General features: G+C 67.6%; 18 protein-coding genes. 7 read left to right on the top strand and 11 right to left on the bottom strand.

Translation table 11 applies throughout. The features are described 5' to 3' along the window. Positions 1-28: 28 nt before the first annotated feature. The 6 genes from QF777_05175 to ettA are packed head-to-tail and all read right to left on the bottom strand — an operon-like array spanning position 29 to position 5508. Positions 29-643, bottom strand: coding sequence for a phosphatase PAP2 family protein (locus tag QF777_05175; GenBank protein MDP6910938.1), 615 nt, complete (start codon positions 641-643; stop codon positions 29-31). Positions 644-687: 44 nt separating this feature from the next. Continuing rightward, on the bottom strand, positions 688-1929 hold the full coding sequence (locus tag QF777_05170; GenBank protein ID MDP6910937.1) for a geranylgeranyl reductase family protein: 1242 nt from the start codon (positions 1927-1929) through the stop codon (positions 688-690). Between the two features lie 19 nt (positions 1930-1948). Continuing rightward, positions 1949-2656, bottom strand: coding sequence for an endonuclease NucS (nucS, locus tag QF777_05165; protein MDP6910936.1), 708 nt, complete (start codon positions 2654-2656; stop codon positions 1949-1951). Between the two features lie 10 nt (positions 2657-2666). Further along, on the bottom strand, positions 2667-3449 hold the full coding sequence (locus QF777_05160) for a 3'(2'),5'-bisphosphate nucleotidase CysQ (GenBank protein ID MDP6910935.1): 783 nt from the start codon (positions 3447-3449) through the stop codon (positions 2667-2669). A gap of 3 nt (positions 3450-3452) precedes the next feature. Then, on the bottom strand, positions 3453-3800 hold the full coding sequence (locus QF777_05155; protein MDP6910934.1) for a hypothetical protein: 348 nt from the start codon (positions 3798-3800) through the stop codon (positions 3453-3455). 10 nt (positions 3801-3810) lie between these two features. Continuing rightward, positions 3811-5508: an energy-dependent translational throttle protein EttA gene (gene ettA, locus QF777_05150; protein MDP6910933.1), complete on the bottom strand. Its 1698-nt coding sequence runs from the start codon at positions 5506-5508 to the stop codon at positions 3811-3813. A gap of 64 nt (positions 5509-5572) precedes the next feature. On the opposite strand from ettA, the gene QF777_05145 reads away from it, so the two are divergent. Next, complete coding sequence (locus QF777_05145) at positions 5573-6217, top strand: HAD-IA family hydrolase (GenBank protein MDP6910932.1); 645 nt, start codon at positions 5573-5575, stop codon at positions 6215-6217. A 10-nt stretch (positions 6218-6227) separates the two neighbouring features. Then, entirely contained in the window at positions 6228-7010 is a 783-nt protein-coding gene (locus tag QF777_05140; GenBank protein ID MDP6910931.1) for an exodeoxyribonuclease III, read from the top strand. A 51-nt stretch (positions 7011-7061) separates the two neighbouring features. Here QF777_05140 and QF777_05135 read toward each other — a convergent pair whose 3' ends face one another. Next, positions 7062-9455: an ATP-dependent DNA helicase UvrD2 gene (locus tag QF777_05135; protein ID MDP6910930.1), complete on the bottom strand. Its 2394-nt coding sequence runs from the start codon at positions 9453-9455 to the stop codon at positions 7062-7064. A 61-nt stretch (positions 9456-9516) separates the two neighbouring features. On the opposite strand from QF777_05135, the gene QF777_05130 reads away from it, so the two are divergent. Then, positions 9517-9891, top strand: a complete 375-nt coding sequence (locus QF777_05130) for a metallopeptidase family protein (GenBank protein ID MDP6910929.1) — start codon at positions 9517-9519, stop codon at positions 9889-9891. Positions 9892-9894: 3 nt separating this feature from the next. On the opposite strand, the gene QF777_05125 is transcribed toward QF777_05130, so the two are convergent. Then, complete coding sequence (locus QF777_05125; protein ID MDP6910928.1) at positions 9895-10347, bottom strand: GNAT family N-acetyltransferase; 453 nt, start codon at positions 10345-10347, stop codon at positions 9895-9897. A 64-nt stretch (positions 10348-10411) separates the two neighbouring features. Between QF777_05125 and QF777_05120 the strand changes: the two genes are divergently transcribed. From QF777_05120 to QF777_05105, 4 genes are all read left to right on the top strand, one after another. Next, positions 10412-11260 carry an alpha/beta fold hydrolase gene (locus tag QF777_05120; GenBank protein MDP6910927.1) on the top strand — a complete coding sequence of 283 codons (849 nt, stop codon included), beginning with the start codon at positions 10412-10414 and terminating at the stop codon, positions 11258-11260. Between the two features lie 83 nt (positions 11261-11343). Beyond that, on the top strand, positions 11344-12486 hold the full coding sequence (locus QF777_05115) for a CaiB/BaiF CoA-transferase family protein (protein ID MDP6910926.1): 1143 nt from the start codon (positions 11344-11346) through the stop codon (positions 12484-12486). A gap of 19 nt (positions 12487-12505) precedes the next feature. Next, the gene (locus QF777_05110; protein MDP6910925.1) at positions 12506-13354 is read left to right on the top strand and encodes a PIG-L family deacetylase; all 849 of its coding nucleotides are present in this window, start codon (positions 12506-12508) and stop codon (positions 13352-13354) included. Between the two features lie 22 nt (positions 13355-13376). Next, positions 13377-13760: a hypothetical protein gene (locus QF777_05105; GenBank protein ID MDP6910924.1), complete on the top strand. Its 384-nt coding sequence runs from the start codon at positions 13377-13379 to the stop codon at positions 13758-13760. Positions 13761-13779: 19 nt separating this feature from the next. On the opposite strand, the gene QF777_05100 is transcribed toward QF777_05105, so the two are convergent. The 3 genes from QF777_05100 to rpmB form a co-directional block, all read right to left on the bottom strand. Further along, positions 13780-15591, bottom strand: coding sequence for a phosphoenolpyruvate carboxykinase (GTP) (locus QF777_05100; protein ID MDP6910923.1), 1812 nt, complete (start codon positions 15589-15591; stop codon positions 13780-13782). 127 nt (positions 15592-15718) lie between these two features. Then, positions 15719-15943: a hypothetical protein gene (locus tag QF777_05095; protein MDP6910922.1), complete on the bottom strand. Its 225-nt coding sequence runs from the start codon at positions 15941-15943 to the stop codon at positions 15719-15721. Between the two features lie 27 nt (positions 15944-15970). Then, positions 15971-16165 carry a 50S ribosomal protein L28 gene (rpmB, locus tag QF777_05090; GenBank protein MDP6910921.1) on the bottom strand — a complete coding sequence of 65 codons (195 nt, stop codon included), beginning with the start codon at positions 16163-16165 and terminating at the stop codon, positions 15971-15973. Between the last annotated feature and the right edge of the window lie 107 nt (positions 16166-16272).

The following is a 16272-nucleotide window of genomic DNA, read 5'->3' as shown; positions in this document are numbered from 1 at the left end:
GGCGTTGACGCCGGTCCGCCTCCACGGTTCAACGCAGCGGAAAGACTTTCTGGATCACGCGCCCCAGACCCAGCCCGATGCCGGCGCCGACCACCACGTCGCTCGCATGGTGGATGCGTACGTGGATCCGCGAGGCGGCCACGATGGCGGCCAGTCCGTACCAGGCAGGCTTCACTCGGGACCGTTCCGAGAGGAGGGTGGCGGCCATGAAGGCAGCCGATGCGTGACCCGACGGAAAGCTGCTGGTGATCGGCTGCCGGAGTCCATGGGGGCGTTCGCCGTCGTGGGCCGGGCGTTCCCGCCGAAAGGCTGACTTGATGGCCCCGTTGACCAGCGCCGACTCGGCGCCCAGAGCTAGGGCCAGTCGGGTGGCCTCGCGGCTGCCCCGGCGGCTTGTCACTCCCCGGGCCGTGCCCAGGAGGTGCCAGATGAGGCTGAAGTCGCCCAGTTCGCTAGCCGTGTAGAAGACCCGGTCCAACGTGGGGTTGCCGCGAAGGCGATTCCAGGCCTTGTCGACTGCGTGGTCGAGGGACGCGCCGAGCGGCCCGAGCGGGTGCTGGTCGGCGGGTTCCGACGGGTTGTCGGTCAGGTCGTCGGTCAGGCCATCGAGTTCGTCGACGGACCCGACGTCGGCGGGTTCCACGGAGTCAAGCCTACGGGGGTTGTTTCGGGGAAGGGCTCGCCGACTCAGTGGCCTGCGTAGGCCCCTGACGTGGACAGGACACCACGACCCCATCGCCGGGGCGTGGCCAACAGGGCCCGCGGGTAGTCCTCGAACATCCAGCGGGAGAAGTTCCGTCGGGTCCACGGTGTCAGGTCGGCTAGACGGACGGCGGTCCTCGCGCCGACCCGATGGGCCAGCACCCGTTGCAGGGCCATCGACATCCGATGGTCGGCTACCAGATTGCGGCGTACGGCCCGGCGGTACGTGGCGGCCACTTCCATGGTCGATCCGCCGGCTGAGGAGGCCTCAGCGGCCAGGATGCCGGTGAGCAGGGCTTGACCGATGCCCTCGCCGGTTAGGGCGTCAGTGGCTGCCGCTGCATCGCCTACGAACAGCACTGGTCCGTGGACGAGCACGGCCCGGTCCACCCGGGCCGGAATCGGCCAAGCCGTGCGGCGGCCCTCGGGCTGGGCATGGTCGCCCAGCACAGCCCGGATCGGTGGCCGGTCCATGAGACCGCCCCAGATCTGTCCGGTGTCTCCCACGGCCACCGGACCGCCACGGAGGATGCCGAAGCCCACGTTGGCCCGACCACCTGGCAGGGGGAAGGACCACGCGTACCCGGGCAACAGATCAGACTCGAACCACACGTGCAGATCGGCGGCCGCTGGGCCCACGTCGGACACGTACTGGCGGAAGGCATGCCACTGGCCACGGTCGTCGCCGGTGGACAACCCGAGGAATCGGCGGATGGGCGACCACATGCCGTCGGCGGCCACCACCGTGGTAGCCCGTACCGACCCCAGACCGTCGACGTGCACCGTCGCTCCGGTCCGGTTCCCCAGGCCGTTCCCGGCGTCCAGGCTGAGGCCGGTGACCGCATGTCCTTCGAGCACCTCGGTGCCCGCTGTCCTTGCCAGGTCCAGGAGCGCCGCGTCGTACTCCCGGCGGGGGACGACCGCTGCGTACCGTCCGTCGTCCCGAGGCAGCGGGAAGCGGACCGAACGGCCCGACGGCGAGTGGATCACAGCGTCATCCACCGGCTGCCAGCCACCGATCGGGTTGGGATCCAGGCCGAGCTGCTCGCCGAGACGCAGGGCCAGCGTGGTCAGGCCGTCGCCGCAGCACTTGTCCCTAGGGAAGGACGCCTTGTCGACCAGCAGCACCATCTGGCCGGCCCGGGCCGCCGTGATGGCTGCCGCGCTCCCGGCCGGTCCGCCGCCCACCACCAGCACGTCGACCGTCCGGGTCGGAGCGTCCGTCATCAGTTCCACTGGCGCGTCCTCAGAACAGCTTCATCTCGTCGGATTCAATGCCCCGGAGTTCGTCGTAGTCGACAACCACGCAACCAATGCCCCGGTCGGTTGACAGCACCCGGGCCTGAGGCTTGATCTCCTGGGCTACGAACACGCCTCGGACCGGGCGCAGCATCGGATCGCGATTCAAGAAGTCGAGATAGCGGGTGAGTTGTTCCACCCCGTCGATGTCGCCCCGCCGTTTGACCTCGATGGCCACCGCCCCACCATCGGTGTCCCGGCACAGCAGGTCGACCGGTCCGATATCGGTGGGGAACTCTCGGCGGACGAGGCGTAGTCCTTTGTAAATCGACGTGGGGTCGGCAGCGAGCAGCTCCTGGAGGTGGGCCTCCACGCCGTCCTTCACTAGGCCCGGGTCGATACCCATCTCGTGGTCCATTTCGGCCAGCACCTCGTGGACGGTGATTGTCAGGTGCTCGCCTTTGGGGCTTCGGACATGCCAGATCTGTGCGGTCGCGTGCTGATCGGCCGCCGCGTTACCGGCCTTGCCGCCCGCTTCGTCGATGGTGAGCGTGTTCGGGGCATTCATCCAGTTCAAGGGCTTGTAGGCCCCGCCGTCAGCATGGACGGCTACGCAGCCGTCGGCCTTGACCATGAGGAGCCGGACTGCCTCGGGAAGGTGGGCGGTGAGGCGACCGTCGTAGTCGACGGTGCAGCGGGCGATGACGACGTGCACGGACTGGGACTCAGGCTTCTGGTGCCGGCGGGGTGGCCAGCGCGGCCAGCACGGCGTCGGCTAGTTCGGTCCGGCAGATCACCAGATCCGGTAGGTAAGGGTCGGGATGGTCGTAGGTGAGTGGCGATCCGTCAATTCGTGAGGCATGTAGGCCAGCGGCCAGTGCCACCGCGGTCGGCGCGCAGTTGTCCCATTCGAACTGTCCGCCGGCGTGGACGTAGCAGTCGACCTCGCCCCGCACCACGGCCATGGCCTTGGCGCCCGCCGAGCCCATCTCCACCAGGACGCCACCCAGCGCGTTACACACGGCGAGCGCCTCGTCGGGCGGCCGGGAGCGGCTCACCACCATCCGGGGCCGTGCGGAAATCGGGGGGAGGTCGGTGGCCGCCGGCGGCTGGCCCGTGGCCAGGGTGCATCCCAAGGCGGGGAGAGCCACCGCCCCGACCACGGGCTGTCCGTCGACGGCCAGTGCGACGTGCACGGCCCAGTCGGTGCGTGGCGGTTCGGAGTACTCGCGGGTGCCGTCGACCGGATCGATGATCCAGGTCCGAGACGTCGTCCCCCGTCTGGGGTGGCAGTCGTGCGCCGTGCCCTCCTCGGACAGCACGGCATCGTCGGGACGGACCTCGGCCAGCGCCTCCATCAGGAACTCGTGGGACCGCTGGTCGCCCTCGTGCTTCAGGACGGCTGCCGGCGCGCCGTCGGCAACCATTCGGGCCCGGATGTCGAGCAGCACCTCTCCGGCCCGGGTGGCCAGGTCAGCTGCCAGTTGGTGATCCTCGGGCGTGACCATGGGTCAGTCGCCCGCCGATCGTCGGCCCAACTCCACGGCGGCTCGCACGGTGGCTCGCAGGTCGCCCTCGTCTGCACCGGCGGCCATTAGGCGTTGCACTGAGGCTTCCACCTCGGCGGCCCGCTGTTCGTCCAGCGAGGTCGCCGCTTCCACGACGGGGACCAGCACGCCGACCAGTAGGAGGGTTAGGGCTCCGACTGCGCCCACGAATCCGAAGGTCAGGGCGGCGTCGATCCTGTCGGCAATGGACGTCACGATCATCCCGGCGATACCGATGACGCACAGCACCAGGGCTGCGGCGCGGACCGTGTCCGGGGCGAGCAACCGGGTGCGGGCATCGGCCCTGCTCACTGGCTCGGCCTCATCGAACGAGGGGCTTGTACTTCATGCGGTGGGGCTGGTCGTCGAGCCCCAGCTCCTTCTTCCGGTACGACTCGTATTCGGTGAAGTTGCCTTCGAACCACCGGACCTGCGAGTCGCCTTCGAAAGCCAGGACGTGGGTGGCCACCCGGTCCAGGAACCATCGGTCGTGGCTGATGACCACGGCGCAGCCCGCGTAGGCGTCCAGTCCTGACTCGAGTGCACGCAGGGTGTCCACGTCGAGGTCGTTGGTGGGCTCGTCGAGCAGGAGCACGTTGGCACCGCTCCGAAGCACCTTGGCCAGGTGTACCCGGTTGCGCTCACCGCCCGAAAGGTCGCCGACCTTCTTCTGCTGGTCCGAGCCCTTGAAGTTGAACGACGACACGTAGGCCCGACCGTTGACCTCCCGACGACCCAACTCGATGAATTCTCGGTCGTCGGTGATCTCCTGGTAGACGGTGCGCTCTGCATCGAGGCTGTCGCGTGACTGGTCCACGTAGCCGATCTCGACCGTGGGGCCGATTCGGATCGCGCCTCCGTCGGGCGCCGTGGCCCCTTCGGCGTTCCCGTCAGCTGCCGCGGTGAGCATCCGGAAGAGGGTTGTCTTGCCGGCGCCATTGCCGCCGATCACGCCGACGATGCCAGCAGGCGGAAGCGAGAATGACAGGTCGTCTATGAGGAGGCGGTCGTCGAATCCCTTCGATAGGTGGTCGACCTCGATGACCTGATCACCGAGTCGCTGGTTGGCCGGGATGTCGATCTGGAGCTCGCGTGCCCGGGTCTCTGTCTCGGCGGCCTCGGCCACCAGCCGGTCATAGGCCGAGAGGCGGGCCTTACCCTTGGACTGGCGAGCCTTGGGGGCCATCCGGACCCACTCCAGTTCCCGCTCGATGGTCCTCTTGCGGGCCGAGTCGACCTTCTCCTCAGACGACAGGCGGGCCTGCTTCTGTTCGAGCCAGCCCGAGTAGTTGCCTTCGTACGGTATGCCCCGGCCCCGATCCAGTTCGAGGATCCAGCCGGCAACGTTGTCGAGGAAGTACCGGTCGTGGGTGATGGCCACGACGGTGCCCTGGTAGTCGCGCAGGGTGCGTTCCAGCCAGGCCACCGACTCGGCGTCAAGGTGGTTGGTGGGCTCGTCCAGCAACAGCAGGTCGGGGCGGGACAGCAGGAGGCGACACAGGGCGACACGCCGACGCTCGCCGCCCGACAGGGAGTCGATGGCCGCGTCACCGGGCGGAAGCCGGAGGGCGTCCATGGCGATCTCGATGGTGCGTTGCAGGTCCCAGGCGCCAGCTGCTTCGATCTTCTTCTCGAGTTCGGCCTGGTCGGCGCCCAACTTGTCGTAGTCGGCATCGGCGTCGGCCCAGCCGGCCAGCACCTCCTCATAGCGGGTGAGGAGGTCGGCTACCGCGCCCACGCCGTCCATGACGTTCCCCTGCACGTCCTGGGACGCGTCGAGCATCGGCTCCTGCTCGAGAAGCCCGACGGTAAAGCCATCGGTCAGGCGGGCCTCGCCGGTGAAGCCGTCGTCGATTCCAGCCATGATCCGCAGCAGTGATGACTTGCCAGCACCGTTGGCGCCCAAGACGCCGATCTTGGCCCCCGGGTAGAACGACAACGAGATGTCCTTGAGGACATCCCGGTCCGGCGGGTGGAACCGGCCGACACGATGCATGGTGAAAATGAACTGGGCACTCATGGGCGCCGAGGCTATCTGTGGTCCCGGCATGGCCCCGTGGCCAGTCGGTCCCTACGCTCGCTCGATGCCCCCATCCCTGTCGACCGGCATCGAGGTCGTGCTATTTGACTTCGGTGGTGTCATCCTCACCAGTCCATTCGACGCGTTCGCCGCCTACGAGGCTGAAGTGGATCTCCCACCGGGGACCGTACGACGCATCAACTCGACCAACCCGGACGACAATGCCTGGGCCCGATTCGAGCGCCGCCAGGTCGACGCCGCCGAGTTCGGCCGACTGTTTGAGGCCGAGGCCGCAGCGCAGGGTTACACCGTGGACGCCGCCCGAATCATGGAAGGGCTCCACGGGGCGTTGCGTCCGACCATGGTGGAGGCCCTCCGGCGTTGCTCCAACCAGTTCAGAACCGGGATGCTGACCAACAACATCACCCCGATCAGCTCTCAACCGGTTTCCGGCGACGTCTTGGAGGTTGTAGGCCTGTTCGACGAGCTCATCGAGTCGAGCGTCGAAGGCTGTCGCAAACCCGAGCCGCGGATCTACGAGATCGCCTGCGAACGGCTGGGAGTGGAACCCGCCGCATGCGTCTTCCTTGACGACCTCGGTATAAACCTCAAGCCAGCCCGGGCCATGGGGATGACCACGATCAAGGTGGTGCACCCGGACGAGGCCATCGCCGACCTCGAATCCGTGCTCGGCATCCCGCTCTCCTAGGGTCGGGCCCATGCGGATCGTCACCTGGAACGTCAACTCCCTGAAGGCCCGGATCGAGCGGGTTGAGGCGTGGATCACCGCGGTGGCCCCTGACGTTCTTTGTCTCCAGGAGACGAAGATGACCGACGAGGCGTTTCCCCACGACCGCTTCACAGCGCTCGGCTACCAGTCCGCCCACCACGGAGAGGGTCGGTGGAACGGGGTGGCCGTCATCTCCCGGGTGGGCCTCGACGACGTTCGTCCGGGGTTCGCCGACGGCCGTGACGACCCGGATCCCGACGCCCGGATCCTGTGGGCCACGTGCGCCGGGGTGAGGGTGGCCTCGTGCTATGTGCCCAACGGCCGCGAGGTCGACCACGACCACTACCGCTACAAGCTGGACTGGCTGGGTCGCCTGCACGACGACCTGACGGCCAACACCGACCCGGCGACCGACCCCGTGGTGGTGGTCGGGGACTTCAACGTGGCCCCCGACGACCGCGACGTCTGGAAGCCGGCAGCCTTCGAGGGGATGACCCACGTGACGAAGCCCGAGCGCGAGGCCCTCCAGCGACTCGAGTCGCTCGGCTTCACCGACGTCTTCCGGGAGCAGTTCGACGAAGCGGGCCTGCATTCGTGGTGGGACTACCGGGGCGGCGCGTTCTACAAGCGAATGGGTATGCGGATCGACCTCGTATACGCCTCGCCGGTGGCCGCCTCGGCGCTCGACTTCGTGGTGGTGGACCGCAACGAACGCAAGGGTGAGAAGCCCAGTGATCACGCACCGGTGGTGGCCGACTTCTCTCTCATCTGACCCCGGACGACCGCCGGGCCCGAAGGGGTGGTCCGGTGCCGAGGGAGCGGTTCAGTCGGCGTTGATCATGGCCAGCAGGGCCGGGCCGTAGGCCTCGAGGGTCTTGGGGCCGATACCGGGGACGGCCAACAGGCCGTCGACGTCGATGGGTCGGAGATCGACCAGAGCGTCAATGGCCGCATTGGTCAGCACCCGGTAGAGCGGTACATCACGTTCGGCGGCCGTCTCCCTTCGCCAGTCGCAGAGCTGGTCGCGCAGCAACCCTGAGCTGGGGACCACCGGGCGGCCGGGGGTTTGAGCGGCCGGTGTGGAGGAGGGCACGGCGGCCGAGGCCGGTGAAGTCGGTGGCTCCAGCCCCTCGGGGCGATCGTGTTTGGCCAGCACGGCGAGGATGGCAACGCCGTGCCGTTCGGCCTTGGTCGGACCGATCCCGTGCACCGCCAGGAGCTCGTTGGGGGTGGTGGGCCATGAGGCGATCAGGTCAGCCACCGTGGCGTCGTTGAACACGACGTAGGGCGGTACCGATGCGGCCCGGGCGGCGGTGGACCGGTAGTCCCGCAGGGCGGCCACCACGGGGTGGTCGGGGAGCGAGGGGCGGCGAGTCCGGGCGCCCAGTTCAGCAACTCGGCGCGCTCCCTCGGATCGACCCACCGGATGATCCAGGCCTGCGATGGCGGCCTCGAGGTCGGCCAGCCACGGTGATGGACGTCGCTTGGCGGAGCGTGTGCCAAAGGTCCGTTGCTCGGCCCAGGTCATCGAGAGGTGTTCCTCGGCTCGGCTGAGCGCGACGTAAAGGAGTCGACGCTCCTCGGCAACGGCCGCGGCCTCACGAGCGTGGCTGATCGGAACGAGGCCGTGCTCCAGCCCGGCCAGGTGGACCGACGGCCACTCCAGACCCTTGGCCGAGTGGAAGGTGGCCACCTCGACGGCGTCGGTCGACTCGTCGGCTGCCGCCATGGCCTGGGACTTGACTGAGGCGACGAACCCCCGACCGGTACCGGTCGGTTCCAAGGCCAGGAACTCGTCGGCCATGCGTCCCAACTCCGCAAAGGCCGCAGCCCGTCCGGTCTCGTCGCCACTGCCGACGGTCGTTTCGTCGGTGGCCACGTCGTCACCTGCGTCAAAGGACTCGTCGAACTCCAGCGGTACGGCCATCGCTGCCCGGAGGTCGCCCAGATGGTCTGTGAGTGGTCCGTTAACACGACCGAGGGTGTTCATCTGGGCCTTCACGTCGGCCCGGTCCAGAAGGCCGCTCCCGCTCCGGGTGCGAACGGGAATCCCGGCATCGTGCAGGGCTTTGACCACCGGCTCGGTCTGGGCATTGGTGCGGACCAGCACCGCCTGGTCACGCCACCGACCGTCAGGGCCGCGTCGATCGCGGATGTTTTGGGCGATGGCCGTCGCCTCGGAACGCTCGTCGGCGTAACCGGCAATGGTCGGATCCGGCCCGCTGTCCTTGTTGGCGGCCATCGGTTCCCGACCTACCAGCGCCCGGGCTGCCACCCGCAGAACCTGCGGTGTGCTCCGGTAGTTCTGGCGCAGCTCAAGCACCGTGGCTCCCGGAAAGTGGGCGTCGAATCGATTCAGGTGGTCGGCATCGGCACCGTTCCAACCGTAGATGGCCTGATCGGGGTCTCCCACCGCGCACAGGTCAGTCCGGCCACCCAACCATGCGGCCAGCAAGTCGAACTGGAGAGGGTTCACATCCTGGAACTCGTCGACGTAGAGGTGTCGGAAGCGCCACCGCTGGGCATCGGCAAATCGACGATCAGTGGTCAGGGCGTGACGGCACTGGTCCAGCAGGTCGTCGAAGTCGACCAGATGACGATCGGTCTTTTGCTGTTCGTACTCGCCGTAGATCCGGGACACGGTGGGGGCAGGCAGAGGTGGCGTCCGTCCGGCCGCCTCAGCCGAAGTGGTGTAGGCCTCGGGCCGGATGCGACGGGCCTTGGCCCATTCGATCTCAGCCACCACGTCAAGGGCAGCGGTGGCCCGGTGGTCGCGCGGAAGGAGCGCCCGGATCATTCCCATTTTGCGGTCGAGCAACTCGGGCTCGCGGCGGTCGTTCTCGCGCCACCAGGTTCGAAGCTGGGCGAGGGCCACCGAGTGGAAGGTTCCGGCGGCCACCTGGTCGCGCATCCCCAGCAACCGGAGCCTGCTGCGGAGTTCTGAGGCGGCCTTCCTGGTGAAGGTCAAGGCCAGCACCCGCCTGGGGTCGTCCCGGCCGGTAAGGGCGCGCCAGGCGATCCGGTGGGTCAACACCCGGGTCTTGCCCGAGCCGGCACCCGCGTGAATGGCCAGGGGTAGGGCGTCGGTGGTCACCGCTGCCCGTTGTTCGTCGTTCAACCCGCCGAGCAGTGCCTCGGCGTCGGCGTCGCCGTAGGCGTCGCCCTGCAGGCCGTCGGGGGCTGGGTCAAAGCCCGGGAAGCCGTCCACCGTGTTCATCGACCGAACCCTAGCGAGGGGGTCGTGACAGCCCTAGAGAGCCGTGTCGTACCCTCGTGTCGTGGAGCCCATCGAACCCGAGGCCTTCGACCGTCTCGTCGCTGAGGCCCTCGACGGCCTACCGGATGACTTGGCCCACCTCATGGACAACGTGGTGGTCCTCACCGCTAACCGGGGTGACCCTCCGGATCTCCTCGGCCTGTATGACGGTATTCCCCTCACGGAACGTGACGACTACGGGGGGGTCTGGGGTGGTGGTCCGGACGGGGGAGGGCTGGTGATGCCCGATCGGATCCACCTCTATCGCCTGGCCCTGTGCGACCTAGCCACCGACGTCGACGAGCTTCGCCGCGAAGTCACGGTCACCGTCATCCACGAGGTGGCCCACCACTTCGGGATCGATGACGAGTTTCTGGACGGGACCGACTTCGCTTGAGATTTAGGGTCCGCGCCGGGCCATGGGAACGTGGGCGATGCCGTCCTCCAGGAATTCGTCGCCGGTGGATTCGTAGCCCAACGAGGTGTACCAAGGGACCAGGTGTGTCTGAGCGTCGAGCACGATCCGTCCGGGCGTGGTGTCGTGCACGTGGGTCAGTAGCACGCCGGCCAAGCCGGAGCCCCGGGCATCGGCTCGGGTGGTGACCCGGCCCACCCGGTGGGTTCCGTCGGGTTCAACCAGCACCCGGGCCATGGCGGCCGGCCGACCATCTGGTCCGTCCAGCCAGACGTGGCGGGTATCGGGCTCCGGATCCCGTCCGTCCAACTCGGGGTAGGCGCAGTCCTGCTCGACCACGAACACGTCGACCCGGAGCTGCAGAAGGTCGTGAAGGGTCCCGACGTCCAACTCTGAAAATCGACGATCGTTTATGGATGGGCGGTCGGGTTTGTTCACCGGGGTGACGGTAGTGCCGGCACCCGGGTTGGACCGGCGGCCTCGGGGATCGGACAATGGGCCCGTGCCCGTCGCCGCCCTCCCTACCGGAATCGACATCTGCCACGAGTCGTTCGGTGACCCCGCCGCTCCGACCGTGCTGCTCATGCATGGCCTGGGCAGCCAGCTGCTGGTCTGGGAGGAGGGCCTCTGCCGTCTCCTGGCCGATACCGGGTTGCACGTTGTCCGCTACGACCACCGAGATAGTGGTCTGTCGACCATCTTCGGCGCCGACGGTCCTCCCTGCGGCAAGCCGTATGACCTGGGCGACATGGCGGACGACGCGGTGGGCCTGCTCGATCACCTGGGCCTGGCCGACGCCCACATGGTCGGGTTTTCGCTAGGCGGAATGGTTGCCCAGACCGTGGCCGCCGAGCATCCCGACCGGTGCCGGAGCCTCATCTCCATGGGCTCGTCCACCGGCAATCGGGAGTTCGGACGCCCCGCCGAAGCCACGCTGGCTGCCATGCTCGTGCCGTCGCCGGCCGATCCAGCTGAAGCGATTGAAAAGCAGTTGGCCGACCGTCGACTGTGGGCCAGCGTGTGGCACGACGATGACCACGCCCGGTCGGTGTTCGCCGACTACCAGCAGCGCTCGCCCCAACCGCAGCACGCCCATGACCGACAGCGCGGCGCTGCGATGCTCTCGGGTGACCGGGAGCGGCAGTTGGCTGGAATTACCGTGCCCACCCGGGTGGTCCACGGGTCGGCCGACACCCTCATCCCCGCTGCAGCCGGTGAGCGCACCGCCGAGGTCATCCCCGGTGCGGCGTTCGTGCTGCTCGAAGGTTGGGGACATGACATGGCGCCCGGTGCCTGGCCGATCATCGTCACGGCCATTGCCGACCACTGCCACGTCGTGGACCGGACCTGAGCCACTGCCGCGCACAGGATCTGAACCGCAGCGACGAACCAGCAACTCGAATCAGACAATCGAACCAGAAACGGGAGTACGACATGGGCGCACTGGACGGAGTCCGGGTCATCGAACTGGCCGGCATCGGGCCCGGACCGTTCTGCGGAATGATGTTGGCCGACATGGGAGCCGACGTCGTCCGCATCGACCGGGCCGGTTCGGTCCGTGGCGGCGATCCGGCGAAGCCGCCGGCCAACGTCAACGCCCGCGGTCGCCGGAGTATCGGTGTCGACCTCAAGTCCGATGAGGGCCGCGAGTTGGTGTTGCGGATGGTGGCCGACGCCGACGTGGTGTTCGAGGGCTTTCGCCCCGGGGTGGCCGAACGCCTGGGCCTGGGTCCCGACGACTGTCTGACCCGCAACCCGGCCATCGTCTACGGGCGAATGACCGGCTGGGGCCAGGACGGCCCGTACGCCCAGACCGCCGGGCACGACATCAACTACATCGCCCTGGCTGGAGCGCTGGCCCACATGGGCCGTGACGATTCAGGGCCGGTGCCACCGCTCAACCTGGTCGGCGACTTCGGCGGTGGCGGCATGTACCTGGCCTTCGGCATCGTGTGCGCCCTCCTTTCGGCCCGGTCCACCGGCGAGGGGCAGGTTGTCGACGCCGCCATGGTCGATGGGGTAGCCAGCCTCATGGGTTTCTTCTACGGGATGCTCCACACCGGCTTTGCCACCGAAAACCGGGGCGAGAACATGCTCGACACCGGGGCCCACTTCTACGACGTGTACGAGTGCGCCGACGGGGAGTACATCTCCGTCGGCTCGATCGAACCGCAGTTCTATGCCGAACTGATCGACAAGCTGGGCCTTGACGCCGAGGACTTCGCCAACCAGCACGACCGGTCGCGGTGGCCGGAGCTAAAGGCCAAGGTGGCCGCCGTGGTGGCCACCCGCACCCGTGACGAGTGGGACGCCGTGCTGGAGGGCAGCGACGTCTGCTACGCCCCGGTGCTGACGGTGTCCGAAGCCATTGGTCATCCCCACCACCTGGCCCGGGGAACCTTCGTGGAGTCGGGTGGGCTCATGCAGCCCGGCCCCGCCCCGCGCCTCAGCGGCACCCCCGGTTCGATCCGGCGCCCACCGCCCCACGAGGGCCAGCACACCGAGGAACTCCTGGTCGAGCTTGGCTTAGGTGCCGACGAGGTGGCCGCCCTGCGGGCCGCGGGCGCCATTGCCTGAACGGAAGGGATTCTGAATCATGTCGACCGTCGTCTTCTTCCATGCCCATCCTGACGACGAGGCGTTGGCCTCGGGCGGGACCATGGCCCGTATGGCCGACGAGGGCCACCGAGTGGTCCTCGTGGTGGCCACCCGTGGCGAAGAGGGCGAGCCGGTGCCCGGTGTGCTGGCCGAAGGCGAGGCGCTGGGGGATCGCCGAACATCGGAGGTCCACGAGGCGGCGTCGATTCTGGGCGTGGCCCGGGTCTCCTTCCTCGACTACCGGGACAGCGGTATGGCCGACCATCCAGCCAACGACCACCCCGAGTGCTTCTGGCAGGCCGACACCGAGTCGGCTGTAGATCGGCTCGAAGAGGTGCTTGCCGACGAAGAGGTCGACGTCTTGGTCGTCTACGACTCCCAGGGCGGGTACGGCCACCCCGACCACATCCAGGTCCACAGGGTGGGAACCCGCTGGGTCGAGCGGGAGGGCACCGGCGGTCGAACAGTACGACTCCGCTGGGTGACCATGAACCGGGACGTCATCCGGTCGTCGATCGACGCCGCGGTAGCGGCGGCTGCAACCGCAGAGGCAGCCGGCGAGGAGATCTGGTCCGACGAGGCAATGCTGGAACTCCGTCGCGAGCGGGCCGAGTCCGACACCTTCGGTATGCCCGATGCCGAGATCACCCACGGCGTCGACGTCACCTCGGTTCTGGATCGCAAGCGTGCCGCCATGCGGGCCCACGCCAGTCAGATCGCCGACGACTCGTTCTTCTTGGCCATGCCCGACGAGGCGTTTGCCATGAGCTTCGGAGCCGAGTGGTACGTCGATCCGGGCCGCCCTCGTGATGGCGGTTCGCAGAGCGATGACCTGTTGCTCAAATGACGGCTGCTGGCATGATTAGCCGATGAACACGATCACGGTGCTGGGTTCCCTGCGAGACCTCCACGAGGGATTCGCCTGGGTGATGGTGATCGGCAACGGCCTGGCTGGAGCGTGGGCGCTGTCGGCCCACCGGGTAGAGGCACTACGAGGCCGATCGCTCTGGTGGTTCACCGCGCTGGTGCAGGTGGCCATTGCCGTGCAGGTGACCATCGGGGTGGGATTGGTGGCCGGTCAGGACATCGACCCGCCACAGTTCCACCTCTTCTACGGATTCGTGGCCCTCATCGTCGTGGGCATCGTCTACAGCTACCGCCAGAGCATGCGGCCGCACCGGCACCTGCTCTACGGGTTTGCCGGCCTGTTTCTCATGGGGCTGGGCATCCGCGCCATGCTGGTTGCCGCCTGACGGCAGATCGAACCCGTCACTAGCGGGCGGCGTCGAGGCGGCTACGGAGGTCGTCCAGTTCAGCCTCGAGACGCTTGGGGAGCCGGTCGCCGATCATCGAGTAGTGCTCGTCGATGAGGGCCACCTCGTGGCTCCATGACGACGGATTCACGGTCAGCAGACCGGCCATCGTTTCGTCGTCCAGATCTAGGCCGGTTCGGTCGATGGCGTCAACCGTGGGCACCAGACCGATGGGGGTCTCGACGGCTTCGGCTCGGCCCGACACCCGGTCGACGATCCACTCGAGCACCCGACTGTTCTCACCAAAGCCGGGCCACAGGAAGCGACCGTCGGCGTCTTTGCGGAACCAGTTCACCCAGAACATCTTCGGGAGGAGCGACGGTTCGGCCTGATCACCGACCGACAGCCAGTGGGCGAAGTAGTCGCCGACGTTGTAGCCGATGAACGGGAGCATGGCGAAGGGGTCGAACCGGACCTGACCGATGGTGCCGGCAGCCGCAGCGGTCTTCTCCGAACTCATGATCGAGCCGAGGAAGACGCCGTGGTCCCAGTCGCGAGCCTCGGTCACCAACGGCACGTTGGTGGCCCGCCGTCCACCGAACAGGATGGCCGAGATGGGCACGCCGGCCGGGTCCTCCCACTCGGGGGCGATCGACGGGCACTGCGAGGCGGGGGTGGTGAACCGGGCATTCGGGTGGGCGGCCGGCCCATCTGACTCGGGCGTCCAGGGCTGGCCCTGCCAATCGGTCAACTGGCCCGGCACCTCGTCGGTCATCTTCTCCCACCAGACGTCGCCGTCAGGCGTGAGGGCCACGTTGGTGAACACCGAGTTGCCCCACAGGGTGGCCATGGCGTTGGCGTTGGTGGCATCTGAGGTGCCGGGGGCCACGCCGAAGAAGCCGGCCTCCGGGTTGATGGCGTACAGGCGTCCATCGTCGCCGAACTTCATCCACGCGATGTCGTCGCCGATGGTCTCGACGGTCCAGCCGGGCTGCGTAGGAACCAGCATGGCCATGTTGGTCTTGCCGCACGCTGAAGGGAACGCTGCGGCCACGTAGGTCTTCTCGCCAGCGGGCGACGTCAGGCCCAGGATCAGCATGTGCTCGGCCAGCCAGCCGTCGTTGCGGGCCATGGTCGAGGCAATCCGAAGGGCGAAGCACTTCTTGCCCAGCAGGGCGTTACCGCCGTAGCCGGACCCGTAGGACCAGATCTCCCGGGTCTCGGGGAAGTGTGAGATGTACTTGTTGTCGGCATTGCACGGCCACGGCACGTCGGCTTGTCCGGCCTCGAGCGGGGCGCCCACCGAGTGCACGCAGGGAACGAAGTCGTCGTCGCCCAGCACGTCGAGGACGGCTGATCCCATGCGGGTCATGGTTCGCATGCTGACCACTACGTAGGGCGAGTCGGTGAGCTGCACCCCGATGTGGGCGATGGGCGATCCCAGCGGACCCATCGAGAACGGGATGACGTAGAGGGTCCGCCCCCGCATGCATCCCCGGTAGAGCTCGCTCATCTCGGTCTTGAGCGTCGACGGGTCCCGCCAGTTGTTGGTCGGTCCGGCGTCGACCGGGTTGACTGTCGAGATGTAGGTGCGGTCCTCGACCCGGGCCACATCGCCGGGATCGGAAAGCGCCAGGTAGGAGTTCGGGCGGAGGTCGTCGTTCAGTCGACGGAAGGTGCCTGTCTCGACGAGCTCGCCACAGAGACGGTCGGCTTCGTCGGTCGAACCGTCACACCAGTGGACGGCGTCGGGAGCCAGCAGCTGGACCCAGTCCTCGACCCATGCAATGAGGGCACGGTTTCTGGTGGGGGGCTCGTCTGCTGTCGCCATCTGTTCCCTTACTTGTGGGCGTGCCATGACGATGCCACACGGGAGGGGTGAGATCCGCGCTCTAGAGGGTGTGACTCCGGTCTATGGAACCGGTCACCGGTCACCGGTTCCGCGGACTGGTCGGAAGTCAGCCGATGTCGGGGGTGCCCATGTCGACCTCGGAACCGAGCGAGAGCGAGGTAGCCCGCTTGTCGCCGTCGAGGACGAACAGGACGCGTTGCCCCTGTCGGAGCATGCGAAACACCGAGCCGTCGAGTGCACCGTCAGCCAGATCGAACTCGGCCAGGTCGGTCTCGCGGATCACGACACCGTCGCCCGTTCCCGGGTCGTACGACTTGACCACACCCTGCATGTCAGATCTCGGCGCTCGTCGACCGGCTCAGCTACCGGCCTTGACGACCTTGCCGGCCTTGATGCAACTGGTACAGACGTTCATGCGCTTGGTGGATTTGCCCACCACAGCCCGCACACGCTGGATGTTCGGGTTCCAGCGACGATTGGTCCGCCGGTGGGAGTGGCTCAGGGACTTGCCGAACCAGGGCTTCTTGCCGCAGATTTCACAGACGGACGCCATCACAACACCTCGATAGGGGAACCGGTCGGTTTTGGACCGATCTCGACAACGTCACAAGGCTAGGGCGGCCCATGGGGGGTCTCCAACCGCGGGTGACCGAGATCCAC

The sequence above is a fragment of the Acidimicrobiales bacterium genome (genome assembly GCA_030747595.1).
Taxonomy (GTDB): domain Bacteria; phylum Actinomycetota; class Acidimicrobiia; order Acidimicrobiales; family MedAcidi-G1; genus UBA9410.
This window is presented reverse-complemented; position numbering and strand designations above follow the sequence as displayed.

What these genes read in the sequence shown, in the direction of transcription:
- QF777_05170 (MDP6910937.1), bottom strand. Translation starts at nt 1,929, where the DNA reads ATGACGGACGCTCCGACCCGGACGGTCGACGTGCTGGTGGTGGGCGGC.
- QF777_05160 (MDP6910935.1), bottom strand. Translation starts at nt 3,449, where the DNA reads ATGGTCACGCCCGAGGATCACCAACTGGCAGCTGACCTGGCCACCCGG.
- ettA (MDP6910933.1), bottom strand. Translation starts at nt 5,508, where the DNA reads ATGAGTGCCCAGTTCATTTTCACCATGCATCGTGTCGGCCGGTTCCAC.
- QF777_05145 (MDP6910932.1), top strand. Translation starts at nt 5,573, where the DNA reads ATGCCCCCATCCCTGTCGACCGGCATCGAGGTCGTGCTATTTGACTTC.
- QF777_05140 (MDP6910931.1), top strand. Translation starts at nt 6,228, where the DNA reads ATGCGGATCGTCACCTGGAACGTCAACTCCCTGAAGGCCCGGATCGAG.
- QF777_05135 (MDP6910930.1), bottom strand. Translation starts at nt 9,455, where the DNA reads ATGAACACGGTGGACGGCTTCCCGGGCTTTGACCCAGCCCCCGACGGC.
- QF777_05115 (MDP6910926.1), top strand. Translation starts at nt 11,344, where the DNA reads ATGGGCGCACTGGACGGAGTCCGGGTCATCGAACTGGCCGGCATCGGG.
- QF777_05110 (MDP6910925.1), top strand. Translation starts at nt 12,506, where the DNA reads ATGTCGACCGTCGTCTTCTTCCATGCCCATCCTGACGACGAGGCGTTG.
- QF777_05105 (MDP6910924.1), top strand. Translation starts at nt 13,377, where the DNA reads ATGAACACGATCACGGTGCTGGGTTCCCTGCGAGACCTCCACGAGGGA.
- QF777_05100 (MDP6910923.1), bottom strand. Translation starts at nt 15,591, where the DNA reads ATGGCGACAGCAGACGAGCCCCCCACCAGAAACCGTGCCCTCATTGCA.
- QF777_05095 (MDP6910922.1), bottom strand. Translation starts at nt 15,943, where the DNA reads ATGCAGGGTGTGGTCAAGTCGTACGACCCGGGAACGGGCGACGGTGTC.
- rpmB (MDP6910921.1), bottom strand. Translation starts at nt 16,165, where the DNA reads ATGGCGTCCGTCTGTGAAATCTGCGGCAAGAAGCCCTGGTTCGGCAAG.